The 17,589-nt window shown below is 64.7% G+C and carries 15 protein-coding genes and 1 tRNA gene; 15 read left to right on the top strand and 1 reads right to left on the bottom strand.

The features are described from left to right. Positions 1-71: 71 nt before the first annotated feature. The 6 genes from AC25ND_RS15110 (at position 72) to AC25ND_RS15085 (ending at position 6,614) form a co-directional block, all read left to right on the top strand. Positions 72-3,815 carry a bifunctional diguanylate cyclase/phosphodiesterase gene (locus AC25ND_RS15110; RefSeq protein WP_062362954.1) on the top strand — a complete coding sequence of 1,248 codons (3,744 nt, stop codon included), beginning with the start codon at positions 72-74 and terminating at the stop codon, positions 3,813-3,815. Between the two features lie 17 nt (positions 3,816-3,832). Continuing rightward, a tRNA-Ile gene (locus AC25ND_RS15105) sits at positions 3,833-3,909 on the top strand. Between the two features lie 227 nt (positions 3,910-4,136). Beyond that, on the top strand, positions 4,137-4,511 hold the full coding sequence (locus tag AC25ND_RS15100) for a hypothetical protein (RefSeq protein WP_028689047.1): 375 nt from the start codon (positions 4,137-4,139) through the stop codon (positions 4,509-4,511). A gap of 183 nt (positions 4,512-4,694) precedes the next feature. Next, the gene (locus tag AC25ND_RS15095) at positions 4,695-5,396 is read left to right on the top strand and encodes a hypothetical protein (protein WP_028689048.1); all 702 of its coding nucleotides are present in this window, start codon (positions 4,695-4,697) and stop codon (positions 5,394-5,396) included. Further along, positions 5,393-6,025, top strand: a complete 633-nt coding sequence (locus AC25ND_RS15090; protein WP_236248435.1) for a hypothetical protein — start codon at positions 5,393-5,395, stop codon at positions 6,023-6,025. Before AC25ND_RS15095 ends, AC25ND_RS15090 begins: the two co-directional genes overlap by 4 nt. A gap of 127 nt (positions 6,026-6,152) precedes the next feature. Next, positions 6,153-6,614, top strand: coding sequence for an Lrp/AsnC family transcriptional regulator (locus tag AC25ND_RS15085; protein ID WP_028689050.1), 462 nt, complete (start codon positions 6,153-6,155; stop codon positions 6,612-6,614). A gap of 16 nt (positions 6,615-6,630) precedes the next feature. Here AC25ND_RS15085 and AC25ND_RS15080 read toward each other — a convergent pair whose 3' ends face one another. Next, positions 6,631-6,921, bottom strand: coding sequence for a DUF3077 domain-containing protein (locus AC25ND_RS15080; protein WP_028689051.1), 291 nt, complete (start codon positions 6,919-6,921; stop codon positions 6,631-6,633). Positions 6,922-7,516: 595 nt separating this feature from the next. On the opposite strand from AC25ND_RS15080, the gene AC25ND_RS15075 reads away from it, so the two are divergent. From AC25ND_RS15075 to AC25ND_RS15035, 9 genes are all read left to right on the top strand, one after another. After that, complete coding sequence (locus tag AC25ND_RS15075) at positions 7,517-9,199, top strand: flavin monoamine oxidase family protein (RefSeq protein WP_050703494.1); 1,683 nt, start codon at positions 7,517-7,519, stop codon at positions 9,197-9,199. A gap of 16 nt (positions 9,200-9,215) precedes the next feature. Next, the gene (locus tag AC25ND_RS15070; RefSeq protein WP_062362948.1) at positions 9,216-9,998 is read left to right on the top strand and encodes a carbon-nitrogen hydrolase family protein; all 783 of its coding nucleotides are present in this window, start codon (positions 9,216-9,218) and stop codon (positions 9,996-9,998) included. Positions 9,999-10,050: 52 nt separating this feature from the next. Continuing rightward, positions 10,051-12,366, top strand: a complete 2,316-nt coding sequence (gene pqqF / locus AC25ND_RS15065; protein WP_486976415.1) for a pyrroloquinoline quinone biosynthesis protein PqqF — start codon at positions 10,051-10,053, stop codon at positions 12,364-12,366. A gap of 171 nt (positions 12,367-12,537) precedes the next feature. After that, positions 12,538-12,609 (top strand): pyrroloquinoline quinone precursor peptide PqqA, encoded by a 72-nt coding sequence (gene pqqA, locus AC25ND_RS15060; protein ID WP_003243383.1) that lies wholly within the window; start codon positions 12,538-12,540, stop codon positions 12,607-12,609. Between the two features lie 91 nt (positions 12,610-12,700). Then, positions 12,701-13,612 (top strand): pyrroloquinoline quinone biosynthesis protein PqqB, encoded by a 912-nt coding sequence (gene pqqB, locus AC25ND_RS15055; RefSeq protein WP_028689055.1) that lies wholly within the window; start codon positions 12,701-12,703, stop codon positions 13,610-13,612. A gap of 27 nt (positions 13,613-13,639) precedes the next feature. Continuing rightward, a complete protein-coding gene (gene pqqC / locus AC25ND_RS15050) occupies positions 13,640-14,377 on the top strand; it encodes a pyrroloquinoline-quinone synthase PqqC (protein WP_175406172.1) in 738 nt (245 codons plus the stop codon). Continuing rightward, complete coding sequence (pqqD, locus tag AC25ND_RS15045) at positions 14,374-14,649, top strand: pyrroloquinoline quinone biosynthesis peptide chaperone PqqD (protein ID WP_028689057.1); 276 nt, start codon at positions 14,374-14,376, stop codon at positions 14,647-14,649. The genes pqqC and pqqD overlap by 4 nt, the downstream gene beginning before the upstream one ends. Beyond that, positions 14,621-15,769 carry a pyrroloquinoline quinone biosynthesis protein PqqE gene (gene pqqE, locus AC25ND_RS15040; RefSeq protein ID WP_486976414.1) on the top strand — a complete coding sequence of 383 codons (1,149 nt, stop codon included), beginning with the start codon at positions 14,621-14,623 and terminating at the stop codon, positions 15,767-15,769. The genes pqqD and pqqE overlap by 29 nt, the downstream gene beginning before the upstream one ends. Next, on the top strand, positions 15,750-17,561 hold the full coding sequence (locus tag AC25ND_RS15035; protein ID WP_207852252.1) for a S9 family peptidase: 1,812 nt from the start codon (positions 15,750-15,752) through the stop codon (positions 17,559-17,561). The genes pqqE and AC25ND_RS15035 overlap by 20 nt, the downstream gene beginning before the upstream one ends. The last annotated feature ends 28 nt before the right edge of the window (positions 17,562-17,589 follow it).

Genomic DNA, 17,589 nt, shown 5'->3' with positions numbered 1-17,589 from the left:
TTGCCACTGTCTACCCAGCGGGTGGAATGCCCGTCTACACTCGAATCAGACCCCCTGATCGAGAGGCCGCTATGCCCATGATGCCGGCCTTCCTGTTGCTGCTCCTGCTCACCTGGAACACAACGGCCGGCGCCCTGACCCTGACCGACGAGGAACAAGCCTGGCTCAGCGCCCACCCCGAGCTGCGCCTGGGCGTCGATGCTTCATGGCCGCCGTTCGAATTCCGCGACCAGGAAGGTCGCTACCAGGGATTGGCCGCCGATTACATCGCCGTGATCCAGGAACGTCTGGGGGTCACCCTCAAGCCGATCGAGCCCAGCAGCTGGACAGAAGTGCTCGAACAGGCGCGCAGCAATCGCCTCGACCTGCTCCCCGGTATCATGTCCACTCCGGAGCGCCAGAACTACCTGGCCTTCACCCGCCCCTACCTGGACTTCCCGATCGTCATCCTCGCCCACTCCGGCGGCGCGCAACCACGCAACCTCAAGGACCTCTACGGCCTGAAGATCGCCGTGGTGGAAAACTACGCCCCCCACGAGCTGCTGCGCACCCACCACCCCGACCTCAACCTGGTGGCCATGCCCAATGTCAGTTCGACCCTGCAGGCCCTGGCCACCGACGAAGTGGACGCGGTGGTCGGCGACCTTGCCTCGAGCATCTGGAGCCTGCGCCAGCTCAAGCTGGACGGCCTGTACGTCAGCGGCGAGACACCGTACCGCTACCAGCTGGCCATGGCCGTGCCCCGGCAGCAGAAGGTGCTGGTCGGCATCCTCGACAAGGTGATGGCCGACATGAGCAGCAGTGAAGTCAGCCGTATCCAGCAACGTTGGGTGGGCAACGTCGTCGATCAGCGGACCTTCTGGCACGATGTCCTGCTCTATGGCCTGCCGGCGGTGCTGGTGCTGATGGCCATACTGGCGGTGGTGATCCGCATCAACCGGCGCCTGAGCTCGGAGATTTCCCGGCGCATAGCCCTGGAGCAGGAACTACGCAGCAGCGAGTACCACTATCGCGGCCTGGTCGAGAGCCTGTCGGCGGTGGCCTGGGAAGCCGACGCCAACGACTTCAGCTACAGCTATGTCTCGCCCCATGCCGAAGACCTGCTCGGCTACCCCACGGCGCAATGGCTCAAGCCCGGCTTCTGGCGCAGCATCCTGCACCCGGAGGACGCCCTTTGGGCGCAGGCCTACTGCGACAGCGAAACGGCAGCCGGGCGCGACCACAGCCTCGACTACCGGGTGATCCGCGCCGACGGCCATACCCTGTGGGTACGCAATATCGTCAGCATGATCGAGCACGGCCACAAGCCGCTGATGCGCGGACTGATGATCGATATCAGCGAAACCAAGCACACCGAGGATGCCCTGCGCCTGTCAGAGCAGAAGTTCGCCTCGGTGTTCCAGCAGTGTCCGGACATCCTGGTCATAGCCCGGCACAGCGATGGCTGCCTGCTGGAGGTCAATGAAGCCTTCGAGGAGCTGATCGGTCTGAGCCCCACCCAGGTGATCGGTCGCACCGCCACCGAGCTCGGCCTGTGGGGCGTGGCCGGCACCGGCCCGGCGCTGCTCGAACGCCTGCACCGGGGCGGCATTCGCAACTTGGAAATGACATTCCGCCGCAGCAACGGCGAACTGTTCACCGGCCTGACCTCGGCCGAAACCTTCGAACTGGACAGTATGCCGGCACTGGTGGTAGCGATCCGCGACATCAGCCAGCTCAAGGAAACCCAGCAACAGTTGCAGACCTCCGAAGAGAAGTTCGCCAAGGCCTTCCACGCCTCCCCCGACGGCCTGCTGCTGTCGCGCCAGAGCGACGGCCTGCTGCTGGAGGTCAACGAAGGCTTCTGCCGCCTGACCGGCTACGACATCAGCACCACGGTCGAGCAGACCTCGCTGGACCTGGGCATCTGGGTCGACCTCAACGAGCGCCAGCGCCTGGTCGACCAACTGCAGCGCGACGGATTCGTGCGCGATTTCAGCTGCCATATCCGTCGCAGCGACGGGCAGATCCGTCTCTGCGAGCTGTCCGCCCGGCCACTGCCGATCGGCGGCGTCGACTGCATGCTGACCATCGCCCGCGACATCACCGAGCGCCACCTGATGCAGGAAAAGCTGCAACTGGCCGCCACGGTGTTCGAGAACACCGCCGAGGGGGTGCTGATCACCGACACCGACCAGCGTATCAGCGCGGTCAACCGCGCCTTCAGCGAGATCACCGGCTACAGCGAGATCGAAGCCCTCGGCCAGACCCCGCGCCTGCTCGCCTCCGGCCAGCACGACAGCGCCTTCTACGCCGCCATGTGGCACCAGCTGACCGCCGAGGGCCACTGGCAGGGCGAAATCTTCAACAAGCGCAAGAACGGCGAGCTGTACCCCGGCTGGCTGACCATCAGCGCCGTGCGTAACCACGAGCGCGAGATCACCCACTTCGTCGCCGTGTTCGCCGACATCTCAAGCCTCAAGCACGCCCAGGCCAAGCTCGACTACCAAGCCCACCACGACCCGCTCACCGGCCTGCCCAACCGCGCCCTGTTCGAAAGTCGCCTGCAGGGCGCGCTGACCTGCGCCCAGGTGTCCAACCGCCAGGGCGCGGTGCTGTTCCTCGACCTCGACCGCTTCAAGCACATCAACGACAGCCTCGGCCACCCGGTGGGCGACCTGCTGCTCAAGGGCATCGCCCAGCGCCTCAAGGAGCAGGTGCGCGACGTGGACACCGTGGCCCGCCTCGGCGGCGACGAGTTCATCATCCTCCTGCCCGGCCTGCACAAACCCAGCGATGCCAGCGCCATCGCCAACAAGCTGCTGGCCGGCTTCCATGCACCGTTCCAGGCCGGCGAGCACGAATTCTTCACCAGCGCCAGCATCGGCATAAGCCTGTACCCGCAGGACGGTACCGATGTCGCCAGTCTGATCCGCAACGCCGACGCCGCGATGTACCGTTCCAAGGCCAAGGGTCGCAACCGCGTCGAGGCCTACACCCGCGAGCTCACCACCCAGGCCAGCGAACGCATCGCCCTGGAGCACGAACTGCGCCGCGCCATCGAGCGCAACGAGCTGAGCCTGTGCTTCCAGCCCAAGTTCAGCCTCAAGACCCAGAGCCTGGTCGGCGCCGAGGCGCTGGTCCGCTGGACCCACCCCACATTCGGTGAGGTGCCGCCCGAGCAGTTCATCCACCTGGCCGAGGAGAACGGCACGATCCTGCAGCTCGGCGACTGGGTGCTGGAGCAGGCCTGCCGGCAGATGCACGCCTGGAAGAAGGCCTACCACGCCTTCGGCCCGCTCTCGATCAACCTGGCCGGCGCCCAGTTGCGCCAGCCCAACCTGGCCCGGCGCATCGAACAGCTGCTGCGCAGCTACCAGCTCAAGGCCGGCGACCTGCAGCTGGAGATCACCGAGAACTTCATCATGAGCCAGGCCGAGGAAGCGTTGAGCGTGCTGCACCAGCTCAAGCTGCTGGGCGTTCAGCTGGCCATCGACGACTTCGGCACCGGCTACTCGTCACTCAGCTACCTCAAGCGCCTGCCGCTGGACATCCTCAAGATCGACCAGTCGTTCATCCGCGGCCTGCCCGACGATCCCCACGACGCCGCCATCGCCCGCGCCATCATCGCCCTGGGCCGCAGCATGCAACTGACGATCATTGCCGAGGGCGTGGAAAACCAGGCGCAGCAGCGCTTCCTGGCCGCCGAAGGCTGCGAACAGATCCAGGGCTACATCGTCAGCCTGCCGCTGCCGCCGGACGAGTTCGCGGCGACCTTTCTTCGCATAGCACAAACGGATCTTTCGGATGGCACCCTATCGAAACCCTCGTTATAATCCAGCGCTCCTGCTGAGGGCCTATAGCTCAGTCGGTTAGAGCAGAGGACTCATAATCCTTTGGTCCACGGTTCGAGTCCGTGTGGGCCCACCAGAAATGAAAAAGCCGCGCAGTTGCGCGGTTTTTTTTGCATGACGTCCTGCAACTTGCCCGCTTGTGCAGGCGCAAATTTCGTACTTCTCCCATGGCAAGGCAGGCACCGGTGGCAGCGGCAAAATGCCTTTAGCACACCCGTTCTATTTCGCCGCCGATGCCACGTTTCTAGAATCCCTCCATCGCTTCGGCACCGAGTCGGAGCCCAGTGATCGAGGGAACGACACATGAATATCCAAGGAACGCTTGGAGCCCTGCTCATTGCACCCATGCTGGTAACACTTGCCGGTTGCGTGGCGCCGGGTTCCTACAACCAGGGCCAGCAGCCCAGCCAGATGGCCGGCGGCAATGCGCCCTGCACGCCCAGCGCTACCGACAACCTGATTTCCACCGGCCGCAGCCTGCTGAGCATCGCCAACTCGGTGCTGGAAACCAAGCACAGCATGAATGGCACCTCGGCCACCTATGACCAGCGCATGCAGTTGGCGGAGAACGCCCAGAAGGTCAACCAGGGCAACCAGATGCTCGACAACGTCGAGAGCATGACTGTCGGCCTGAAGTCGCCTTGTGCGACCACGGCGCAGACCAGCGCTGCGCGGTGACCATCGACGACCTTTACATTCTCGCAAACATGACAAAACCGCGCATTGGCGCGGCTTTGTCATGTTTGCGGGGATGACAAATGGACACAAGCACTACGCGATAGTCCTTGCTAGGATGACGCCGCCATCACGGCATCTCGCAATGAGGCCTGCCAACACATCGACCCAGACGAAGGAACCGTCATGCTCAACGCCGTACTAGCCGGCAAGAAACGGGGTACCGGCCTACTCGATCAGGCGCTTGCAATCGAACGTAGCGAAGGCGCCGAGGATGTGTTGACGTCCACGCTCTTCGAACGCTTGGCCTACCTGCCTGACGTACAGTTCTGCGCCATCTTCGAAGCGTTGCTTGGTGAGCCGTTCGGCCCACTGGAAAGCATTGCCTTCTGGCCCTCCTGGTACCTACCCGAGGCTAAACGCGTAGAGCCCGACGTGGTTATGAGCGACGGTAAGCGCACCCTTGTAATTGAGGCCAAGCGCTACGATCACTGCCGCCAGCAGGAGCCCGAGCAGTTGGCACGCGAGCTCAGAGCCGGCTGGCACGGCGGCCAGTTGGAAGCAGCCAGCATCCTGCTGACGCTGGGAGGGCTTGAGGATACGTCTACACAGACATGTCAGCTGTTGCTCGATGCACTGCACAATGAACTGAATGGCCAGCCCCAGAAAACATTCAATCTGGTTTGCCGCAGTTGGCAGCAGTTGTTCCAGGTGGTGGAAAACGAGCTGGCAGAAGGATCCACAGGCGGCCAGCGTTTGCTCGACGATCTTTCACGGTGCTATGCCTGGCACAACCTTAAAACCCATCCGGTGCAATGGCTCGACGCCTTGCGACCGGTTCACATTGAAACGCCACCTGGTGCTTTCGCGGCATGGAGCCTTGCATGACCGATCCTCTGAACAACGCACTGCTCGACGTGCGTCGCGCCTATAGATTGCTCGCCGATTATCAACAACGGATGTTCGAGTTGCTGGGCTATATCCGCGACCGTCTGGGCGCCAAGGACTATCACCAAGCGTACGTCCACTCGCTGCCACAAAGCGTGGCCGGCCTTGAAAATCGCACGGCCAGTGGCCTGCGTTACCTGCCGTTCTATGACCTTTCGGTGATCTGGTTACGCTGCCCGCAGAATCAGGCCGATAAACCACATACCCACCTCAAGGGTGACCTGATGTTCGGAGCGTGGGTGCGCAGCGATACGGGGTACAACAAATACACTGGCCAGTTCAGTGACACGCCGGTCGTCGCAACAGAGAGCGAGCTGCTGATTTCGGTAGTCATCTGTGATGTGCCAGCACCGGGCAACTGGTACTTGAACGTCTGGTCGGCTATCAGCTACCCAGCTGATGGAGAGGTCAACGACAAGGACAAGCCAGGCTATCGCTGCTTCGCCAAAGCAGTTCCCCTGGCGCAACTAGCGGACAAAGTAGCGATCGACTCAGCGCTGCACCGCTGGTGCCTGGAGGCCAGCCAGAAACTGGACGCAGAAATCACGCTCCACCCGGTACACTCTTGATCCGAGCAACGGGCCACCCTGTAGAAAGCGCGGCCAACTGGGCAATTCAAATCCGCACTGCCATCTAGTGTCTTGCCCTGCGCGGCCGGTGCTGGCTAGTCTAGCGGGCCCACTGCCGAGACTCGCCATGCCAGACGCCCGCGCCATCACCCTCGACGAAATCGACCGCCAGTTGATCGCCCTGTTGCAAATCAACGCCCGCGAAAGCGTCGCCACCCTCGCCCGCCAGCTGGGCATCGCCCGCACCACCGTGAATTCGCGCCTGGCGCGGCTGGAGAAGAGCAAGGTCATCACCGGCTATGGCGTGCGCCTGGGCCAGCGCCTACTGGGCGGCGGGCTGCAGGCTTACGTGGGGATCAAGGCGCAGCCGCGCTCGGGCAAGGACATCGTGCGTCGCCTGGGCGCCATGGGCCAGGTACAGCAACTGTGCGCGGTGAGTGGCGAGTTTGATTATGTGGCGTGGCTGAACAGTGATTCGCCAGAGCAACTGGACCAACTGCTCGACCAGATCGGCAGCCTGGATGGGGTGGAGAAGACCACCACGTCGATCATCCTCAGCAGCAAGGTAGACCGCGGCCAGCCGGGCTGACCACGGCCCCCGACCATCAAGCCTCCATCGCGTCGAGCAGCCCTTCCAGCAGCGCGCGTACCGTTTCCGCCGAATGCAGGATCGACCAGATCATCGCCCGCCCCGCCTCGGGGGCATGGTGCTGGGCGTAGTCGTCGGCGATTTCCTGGATGGCCCGGGCCAGCATGCTGGCGTGGACCAGGGCGTCGGCGGCATCGACGCCGGGGCGCACGGTGAAGATGGGGGGATGACTGGACTGGCAGGAGCAGAAGGACTGCTCGGTGGTCGGGTTCAGGGCGAGGGGTGGGTCGGGGACGATCTTCTTCATGGGTATTGCCTCCATTACCGGCTCAAGAAGGCCGCCACGCAACCTTCTCACGGGAATGGGTGGCAGCCATGCGCGGGGTGAGAACCGGCGAAGTTGGAGGCTACATTCCGGCCAGGCAGAACCTGCCCGCGCACAGCTGCCATGACAGCATGCCTCCAATTTGATCGCCGGGTTCTCACGCCCGATCACCGAATAGGCGGTGACCGGCCGAAGTTAACCGCGAAGGGTTCTCCCAAACTGCCAGACCGAGGCTACATGGCTCGTAGGATACTTCCTGTTATTACATGTCTCTGTAGGACCAAGCTGATTCTCTCCAGCGCGAAGCAGATTTTGTGGGAACGGGCTTGCCCCGCGATGCGGTGTATGGCACCGACTTCGCCGGTGATCGCGGGTCAAGCCCGCTCCCCCAAAGAGAGCAGCTGATACCGGGTCAAAATCGTCATTTTATGCAAAAAATAGAACACTATGACGAAACAAATCACATAACGACGCCAATCTGCACCTTAATAACGAACACCCCACTTCATAAAATGGCCACCAGGCATTCTCTATACTCAGGCTCCGCCCCCTGCGCAGCCCCTGGCAAGGTCATTACATGAACAAGAAAAACCGCCACCCCGCCGACGGCAAGAAACCCATCACCATCTTCGGCCCCGACTTCCCGTTCGCCTTCGACGACTGGCTGGAGCACCCGGCCGGCCTGGGCAGCATCCCCAAGGAGCGCCATGGCGAAGAGGTGGCGATCGTCGGTGGTGGCATCGCCGGGCTGGTGGCGGCCTACGAGCTGATGAAGCTGGGCCTCAAGCCCGTGGTGTACGAGGCCTCCAAGCTGGGTGGCCGGCTGCGCTCGCAGGCGTTCAACGGCACCGACGGCATCGTCGCCGAACTGGGCGGCATGCGCTTCCCGGTGTCGTCCACCGCGTTCTACCACTACGTCGACAAGCTTGGCCTTGAGACCAAGCCCTTCCCCAACCCGCTGACCCCGGCTTCGGGCAGCACGGTGATCGACCTGGAAGGCCAGACCTACTACGCCGAAAAATCCGCCGACCTGCCGCAGCTGTTCCACGAAGTGGCCGACGCCTGGGCCGACGCCCTGGAGAGCGGCGCGCAGTTCGGCGATATCCAGCAGGCCATCCGCGACCGCGACGTGCCGCGTCTCAAGGACCTGTGGAACAAGCTGGTGCCGCTGTGGGACGACCGCACCTTCTATGACTTCGTCGCCACCTCGCGCTCGTTCGCCAAACTGAGCTTCCAGCACCGCGAGGTGTTCGGCCAGGTCGGCTTCGGCACCGGCGGCTGGGACTCGGACTTCCCCAACTCGATGCTGGAAATCTTCCGCGTGGTGATGACCAACTGCGACGATCACCAGCACCTGGTGGTCGGCGGCGTCGAGCAGGTGCCGCAGGGCATCTGGCGCCATGTGCCGGAACGTTGCGCCCACTGGCCGGCCGGCACCAGCCTCAGCGGCCTGCACGGCGGCGCGCCACGCACCGGGGTCAAGCGCATCGCCCGGGCCAGCGACGGGCGCCTGGCGGTCACCGACAACTACGGCGACGTGCGCCACTACGCGGCGGTGCTCACCACCTGCCAGAGCTGGCTGCTGACCACCCAGATCGACTGCGAGGAGTCGCTGTTCTCGCAAAAGATGTGGATGGCCCTGGACCGCACCCGCTATATGCAGTCGTCGAAGACCTTCGTCATGGTCGACCGGCCGTTCTGGAAGGACAAGGACCCGGAAACTGGCCGCGACCTGATGAGCATGACCCTCACCGACCGCCTGACCCGTGGCACCTACCTGTTCGACAACGGCGACGACAAGCCTGGGGTGATCTGCCTGTCATACGCGTGGATGAGCGACGCCCTGAAGATGCTGCCGCACCCGACCGAAAAGCGCGTGCAGCTGGCCCTCGACGCGCTGAAGAAGATCTACCCCAAGACCGATATCGCCGGGCATATCATCGGCGACCCGATCACCATCTCGTGGGAGGCCGACCCGCACTTCCTCGGCGCCTTCAAGGGCGCGCTGCCGGGCCACTACCGCTACAACCAGCGCATGTACGCGCACTTCATGCAACAGGATATGCCCGCCGAACAGCGCGGCATCTTCATCGCCGGTGACGACGTGTCGTGGACCCCGGCCTGGGTGGAAGGCGCTGTGCAGACTTCGCTCAATGCCGTGTGGGGTATCATGAACCACTTCGGTGGCCAGACCCACCCGGACAACCCCGGCCCGGGCGATGTGTTCCACGAGATCGGCCCGATCGCCCTGGCCGACTGAGCGAAGGAGTAGCGCCATGCGCATCGCCCTGTTCCAGGGCACGCCCAAGCCGTTGGACGTGCCCGGCAATCTCGAGCGCCTGCAGCACCAGGCCCAGCAGGCTGCCGCCCAAGGTGCGCAGTTGCTGGTGTGCCCGGAAATGTTCCTCAGCGGCTACAACATCGGCCTGGACCAGGTGGAACGCCTGGCCGAGGCCGAGGACGGCCCCTCGGCCATGAGTGTCGTCGAGATCGCCCAGGCGCACCGGATCGCCATCGTCTACGGCTATCCGGAACGGGCCGAGGACGGGTCGATCCACAACAGTGTGCAACTGATCGACGCCCATGGCCGCAGCCTGTGCAACTACCGCAAGACCCACCTGTTCGGCGAGCTGGACCGCTCGATGTTCAGCCCGGGCGACGATCACTTTCCGGTGGTCGAGCTGGACGGCTGGAAGGTCGGGCTGCTGATCTGCTACGACATCGAATTCCCGGAGAACGCCCGACGCCTGGCGCTGAACGGCGCCGAGCTGATCCTGGTGCCGACGGCGAACATGGCGCCTTACGACTTCGTCTGCCAGGTGACCGTGCGCTCGCGGGCGCAGGAGAACCAGTGTTATCTGGTATACGCCAACTACTGCGGCAGCGAAGGCGAGATCCAATACTGCGGGCAGAGCAGCATCGTCGGGCCGGATGGTGATGTGCTGGCGATGGCCGGGGACGAAGAGGGGCTGTTGCTGGCGGATCTGCAACGCGAGCGGGTATTGAGAGGTCGGGAGGCGTTTCCCTACCTGGCGGACCTGCGTCGGGATCTGCATTAACAGCGACAGGGCCAGAACAGACAACCTCGGCATTGCACGCTAGCATGGCGTCATGTCCGACGCCATTCGCCACCTCACCCTCGCCAACGGCCTGCACCTGACCCTGCGCCACGCGCCACGCCTCAAGCGTGCGGCGACGGCGTTGCGGGTGCATGCCGGCAGCCATGACGCACCCGCGCGCTGGCCGGGCCTGGCGCACTTTCTCGAACACCTGTTATTCCTCGGCAACAGGCGTTTTCCGCTGGACGACGGCCTGATGCGCTACGTCCAGGGCCTGGGTGGCCAAGTCAACGCCAGTACCCGCGAACGCACCACCGACTTCTTCTTCGACGTGCCCCCCATAGCGTTGGCCGGTGGGCTGGAGCGTCTGTGCCAGATGCTCGCCGAGCCGGACTTCGCCATCGCGCGCCAGCGCCGCGAGCGCGAGGTGATCCATGCCGAGTTCATCGCCTGGTCGCGCAATCCCGACGCCCAGCGTCAGTTCGCCTTGTTGCAGTCGGTGTCGGCACGCCATCCGCTCACCGGCTTTCACGCCGGCAACCGGCACAGCCTGCCGCTGGAAAACGATGCCTTCCAGCAAGGGCTGAGGCAGTTCCACCACGACTTCTACCAAGGCGGGCAACTCACCCTGAGCCTGGCCGGCCCGCAGCCGCTGGATGAGCTGGCGCACCTGGGCAGGCAGTTCGGTGGTCTGTTCGCCAAGGGCGAAAGCGTCGCCCGGCAACGGCCACCCGCCTTGCTCGACACGCCGCTGCGCCAACCAGGCGGCTGGGGCAACCGCCACGACCTGCTGTTCGCCCATGATGGACTGCCGGATGGCGCAGAGCAGGCACTCGAGCTGTTGCTGGCCCAGCTCACCGACAGCCGACCCGGCGGTTGGCTGGATGCCTTGCGCCAGCGCGGCTGGCTGCAGGGCTGCAAGGCGCAACAACTTCACGCCCATGCCGGGCAGTTGCTCTGGCATGTCCAGTTGCAGCTGTCGGACCAGGCTTGTCTGGACAAGACCCGGGAGCTGCTGCACGGCTGGCTGGGTTTTCTGCGCCAACAGGACCACAAGCCGCTGAACGACCGCTTCGCCCGCCTGCAGCAACGCCACGAACAGGCCGCCAGCGCAATGGAACTGGCCCAGCGCGACAGTGCCGGCCGGCCTTTCGCAGGGCTGGGAACACAAGGCCTGGAAGCCTTCGCTGCACTGCTGTGGGACCTGCCTTCCGCGGATGCCGGAGACTGGCAATTGCCCCCCGATGAAGCGCTGCTGGCAACCGAACTTCCCATGATCGACACGCCGTTGCCAGCAGGACTTGGTCTCGGTGACTGCCTGCCGCCCTCTCGTCAGTTTGCGAGCCTCGACCTGCGTTGGCACATTCCTTCACCGCTGCGTCAGCGCATGCAGGTCGTTCTGCAACATAGTCTGCAACCCCTGCGCGAGCGTGCCGACCAGGCAGCGTTGCGACTGGGCTTCGAGGCCATTGGCGATTACTGGCAGTTGCGCCTCGCGGGGCACCCGCTGGCCGTGATCAATGCCACGCACGAGGCCCTGGCCTTGCTGCGCACGCCAGCCCAGGAGCATTGGTACTCGCCAGCGGCAGCCGCAGCGCCGCTGATACCGATCCGTGCGCTGCTGAAGGCACTGCCGGACGCTTTACTGATGGGTGAAGAGCAACCGCAGCCGGCCTGCACCCTGGACCAGCCGCGGCTCGACGCACTCTGGCAGCACGCCCGCTGGCAGGGTTTGGCGCAAGGGTTCGCCCCCGCCCAACAGGGCGCCTTGGGCACGGCACTGCAAGGCCTCATGGGACAACCGATCGCCCCCTCGCCAGCGCGCCCGATCCTCGGACGCCACTGGCGGCAGATACCGACTTCGGGCAGCGAGCCCGCGCTGTTGCTGTTCTGCCCGCTGCCGGCTGATCTGCAGGCCGCCGGCCGACTGCTCGCCCACGTGCTGCAAGGCCCGGTCTATCAGCGTCTGCGCGTCGAGCTGCAGCTGGGTTACGCCGTGTTCAGCGCCTTTCGTCAGTTCGAAGGCTACGGCGGACTGCTGTTCGGCGTGCAATCGCCGCACGCCAGCCACGCACAGATCCTGGGCCATCTGCTGGACCTGCTGCGCGAGGGCGTCGCGCTGGCCCCAGCGGCGCGAGCGCAGCTGGCCGATCAGTTCGACGAGACAGCGATGACCAACGCCGATGTCACGCAATGGGCCTGGCAGGCACATATCGCGACACACAATGCCGACCTGTCGCGCATGCGAAGGTCTATCCTCAATGTCGAACAAGGCCAGCTGGATGCGTTGCTCCAGCAGTTGCTCGATGCCAGGCACGGTTGGTTGTGCCTGGCCAATGCCAGTGCCCCGGACGCCAAATGGCTATGAAAAAACGGTGAGATTGTTACCGCAAATGCAATGGCGCTTTTCGAAGAATTAACCTTTCGGTACAAATTTTTCTTGTAAGATAGCGCAATCTCGGCCAATGGAACCTCTCTCTGCGGGGAGTACCCAATAATGAGCCGACCACCCCAAACCCCATCCGGAAGGAGCAAGCCCATGTGGACCAAACCTGCATACACTGACCTGCGTATCGGCTTCGAAGTGACCATGTACTTCGCCAACCGTTAAACGGCTGCGCAGTTAGACGCCCCGGCCCGCCGGGGCGTTTGTGTTTTTCCGATATGGCTTTCGGGCTAACCTTTCCGGCTAGAGAGTACCCATGTACATCCAGATCCTCGGTTCCGCCGCCGGTGGCGGGTTCCCCCAGTGGAACTGCAACTGCGTCAATTGCAAGGGCTACCGTGACGGTACCCTGCGCGCCACCGCGCGCACCCAGTCGTCCATCGCCCTGTCCGACGACGGCGAGCACTGGATCCTGTGCAATGCCTCGCCGGACATCCGCGCCCAGCTCCAGGCGTTCGCGCCGATGCAGCCGGCCCGCGCCCTGCGCGACACCGGTATCGACGCCATCGTCCTGCTCGACAGCCAGATCGACCACACCACCGGCCTGCTCAGCCTGCGCGAGGGCTGCCCGCACCAGGTGTGGTGCACCGACATGGTCCACCAGGACCTGACCACCGGTTTTCCGCTGTTCAACATGCTCAGCCACTGGAACGGCGGCCTGGTGTGGAACCGCATCGAGCTCGAAGGCAGCTTCGTCATCGACGCCTGCCCGAACCTGCGCTTCACCCCCTTCCCGCTGCGCAGCGCCGCGCCGCCTTATTCCCCGCACCGTTTCGATCCGCACCCGGGCGACAACCTCGGGCTGCTGGTGGAAGACACCCGCACCGGCGGCAAGCTGTTCTACGCACCGGGCCTGGGCCAGGTCGACGCCAAGTTGCTGGAGATGATGCACGGCGCCGACTGCCTGCTAGTCGACGGCACCCTGTGGGAGGATGATGAAATGCAGCGCCGCGGCGTCGGCACCCGCACCGGCCGCGAGATGGGCCACCTGGCGCAGAACGGCGCAGGCGGCATGCTTGAGGTGCTGGATGGCTTCCCGCGCCAGCGCAAGGTGCTTATCCACATCAACAACACCAACCCGATCCTCGACGAAGACTCGCCGGAACGCGCCGAAGTGCAGCGCCGGGGCGTGGAAGTCGCCTTCGATGGCATGAACATCGAGTTGTAAGGAGGCCCTGTGAGCGACGCAACGCCGATGTCCCCTGCCGAGTTCGAGCAGGCCCTGCGCGCCAAGGGCGCCTACTACCACATCCATCACCCCTACCATGTGGCGATGTATGAAGGCCGCGCCACCCGCGAGCAGATCCAGGGCTGGGTGGCCAACCGCTTCTACTACCAGGTCAACATCCCGATGAAGGATGCCGCGATCCTGGCCAACTGCCCGGACCGCGAAGTGCGCCGCGAGTGGATCCAGCGCCTGCTCGACCACGATGGCGCGCCCGGCGAGGACGGCGGCATCGAAGCCTGGCTGCGCCTCGGCCAGGCCGTGGGCCTGGATCCCGACCAACTGCGCAGCCAGGAGCTGGTGCTGCCCGGCGTGCGCTTCGCGGTCGACGCCTACGTCAACTTCGCCCGCCGCGCCAGCTGGCAGGAAGCCGCCAGCAGCTCGCTGACCGAACTGTTCGCCCCGCAGATCCACCAGTCGCGCCTGGACAGCTGGCCGCAGCACTATCCGTGGATCGACCCGACCGGCTACCAGTACTTCCGCACCCGCCTGGGCCAGGCCCGGCGCGATGTGGAGCACGGCCTGGCGATCACCCTGCAGCACTACACCACCCGCGAGGGGCAGGAACGCATGCTCGAGATCCTGCAGTTCAAGCTGGATATCCTGTGGAGCATGCTCGACGCCATGAGCATGGCCTATGAACTGAACCGCCCGCCGTATCACAGCGTCACAAGTGAGCGGGTCTGGCACAAGGGGATCGCCCTATGAGTTTCGACCGTCAACAGGTGCCCGCCTGGCGCCCCGGCTACCGTTTCCAGTACGAGCCGGCGCAGAAGGGCCATGTGCTGCTGTACCCCGAGGGGATGATCAAGCTCAACGACAGCGCCGGGCTGATCGGCGGGCTCATTGATGGCCAGCGCAGTGTCGCTTTGATCATCGCCGAACTCGAGCGGCAGTTCCCCGGTGTGCCCGAAGTCGCCGACGACATCGAGCAATTCATGGAGGTGGCCCGTGCCGAACACTGGATCACCCTCGCCTGAAGTACCGGTAGGACTGCCGCTGTGGCTGCTGGCCGAACTCACCTACCGCTGCCCGCTGCAGTGCCCGTACTGTTCCAACCCGCTGGACTTCGCCGAGCAGGGCAAGGAGCTGAGCACCGAGCAGTGGTTCAAGGTGATGGCCGAAGCCCGCGAGATGGGCGCCGCGCAAATCGGCTTCTCCGGTGGCGAGCCGCTGGTGCGCCAGGACCTCACCGAGCTGATCGGCGAAGCCCGTCGCCTGGGCTACTACACCAACCTGATCACCTCCGGCATCGGCCTGACCGAGCAGAAGATCGCCGCGTTCAAGCAGGCCGGGCTGGACCATATCCAGATCAGCTTCCAGGCCAGCGACGAGCAGGTGAACAACCTGCTGGCCGGCTCCAAGAAAGCCTTCGCGCAAAAGCTGGAGATGGCCCGGGCAGTGAAGGCCCATGGCTATCCGATGGTGCTCAACTTCGTCACCCACCGGCACAATATCGATAAGATCGACCGCATCATCGAGCTGTGCCTGGCCCTGGAGGCCGACTTCGTCGAACTGGCTACCTGCCAGTTCTACGGCTGGGCGCACCTCAACCGCCTGGGCCTGCTGCCGACCCGCGCCCAGCTGGAGCGGGCCGAGCGCATCACCAACGAGTACCGGGACAAGCTCAAGGCCGAAGGCAAGCCGTGCAAGCTGATCTTCGTCACCCCGGACTACTACGAAGAGCGCCCCAAGGCCTGCATGAACGGCTGGGGCAGCCTGTTCCTGACCATCACGCCGGATGGCACCGCGCTGCCGTGCCATGGCGCACGCCAGCTACCGGTGCAGTTCCCCAATGTGCGCGACCACGACCTGCGGCATATCTGGTACGACTCGTTCGGTTTCAACCGTTTCCGCGGCTATGACTGGATGCCCGAACCGTGCCGCTCGTGTGACGAGAAGGAGAAGGACTTCGGTGGCTGCCGTTGCCAGGCCTTCATGCTCACCGGCGATGCCAACAAGGCGGACCCGGTGTGCGGCAAGTCGCCGGACCATGGCATCATCCTCAAGGCCCGCGAGGAGGCCGAACACGCAACGCTGGAGATCGAACAGATGACCTTCCGCAACGAGCGCAATTCCCATGTCATCGCCCGTGGCTGAGTTCAGCGCCGCCCAGGCGGTGGCCGCTGGCACCGATTTCGCCGAGCTCAAGGTCGGCGCGCAAGGGGTGTTCTGGAACGAGTTCCGCCCCGCCGATGGCGCCTGCCGGGTCTGGCACTGGCGCGATCAGCAGGCCCGCTGCCTGACCCCGGACGGGTTCAGTGTGCGCAGCCGGGTCTATGAGTACGGTGGCGGCAGCTTCTGCCTGGGCGACGACGGGCTGGTGTTCGTCAACGAAAAGGACCAGCAGGTCTACCTGCAGGCCCTGGATGGCAGCCCACCGCGCCCGCTCACCCACGCCGACGACTGCCGCTATGGCGACGTGCAGTGGCAGGCCGGTCAGGTGCTGGCCGTCGAAGAGCAGCATGGCGAACAGGTTGTGCATCGCCTGGTGGGTCTCTCGACGCAGCATCGGCAAATCCTGGCCGAAGGGGCCGACTTCTACGCCTCACCCACGCTGAGCCCCGACGGCTGCCGACTGGCCTGGATCGAATGGAACCGACCTGCCCAACCTTGGACCGTCACCCGCCTGATGTGCCGGGAACGCGAACCCTCTGGCGCCTGGGGCCCGGCATGCTGCATCGCCGGGCAGGACGAATCGCTGCAACAGCCGCGCTTCGATGAGCAAGGCCGCTTGTACTGCCTGTCCGACCGCGACGGTTTCTGGCAGCCCTGGGGCGAACTCGACGGACACTGGCAACGCCTGCCCGCCGCGCCCGCCGATCATGCCGCCGCCCCCTGGCAACTGGGCGCCAGCACCTGGCTGGCCCTTGGCCCGTCCAACTACCTGGCCAGCTGGTTCGAGGACGGTTTCGGCCAACTGGGGCTGCGCCGCGCCGATGGCGAGGTGGAGCGTTATGCCAGTGCGTACACGCGTTTCCGTAGCCTGGCGCTGGATGACGGACAGCTCTATGCCGTAGCCGCTTCGCCGATCAGCCCACCGGCGGTGATCGCCATCGACCGGCGCAGCCATGAAGTCCAGGTGCTTGCGGGTGGCGCCGAGGTGCTGCCCGCCGAGGACATCAGTCTTCCACAACCGATTCGTTACGCCAGTGGCGAAGGCACCGCCCACGGATTCTTCTACCCCGCCATGCAAGGCACGGGCGCGCCATCGCCGCTGGTAGTGTTCATTCACGGCGGTCCGACTTCGGCCTGCTACCCGGTGCTCGACCCGCGCATCCAGTACTGGACCCAGCGCGGCTTTGCCGTCGCCGACCTCAACTACCGGGGCAGCAGCGGCTATGGTCGCGCCTACCGCCAGGCACTGCACCTGAACTGGGGAGCGAGTGATGTGGAAGATGCCTGCGCGGCTGTCGCCCACCTTGCCGGCCAGGGCCTGATCGACCCTGACCAAGCCTTCATTCGTGGCGGTAGCGCCGGCGGTTACACCACCCTGTGCGCCTTGGCCTTCCGGGACGTCTTCCGCGGCGGCGCCAGCCTGTACGGCGTCAGCGACCCCGAAGCGCTGGGGCGGGCCACCCACAAATTCGAAGGCGACTACCTGGACTGGCTGATCGGCGCCCCCCGGCGCGATGCCGAGCGTTATCGCCAGCGCACGCCGCTGCTGCACGCCGGGCGGATCAAGGTGCCGGTGATCTTCTTCCAGGGTGAGCTGGACGCGGTAGTGGTGCCGGAGCAGACCCGCAGCATGCTTGAGGCGCTCAAGGCCAATGGTATCGAGGCAGAGGGGCATTTTTACGCGGGCGAGCGGCATGGCTTGCGCCAGGCGGCGAACCTGACGCATGCGCTCGAGGAAGAGTGGAGGTTCTACTGCCGGTTGCTTGGCCGGTAGGGCAAACGTCGTTCCAGGCTTCAACCGG

Source organism: Pseudomonas sp. P110(2024) (assembly GCF_057480795.1).
Note: the sequence above shows the minus strand (reverse complement) of the source record. Positions and strands in the feature narration are given on the sequence as shown.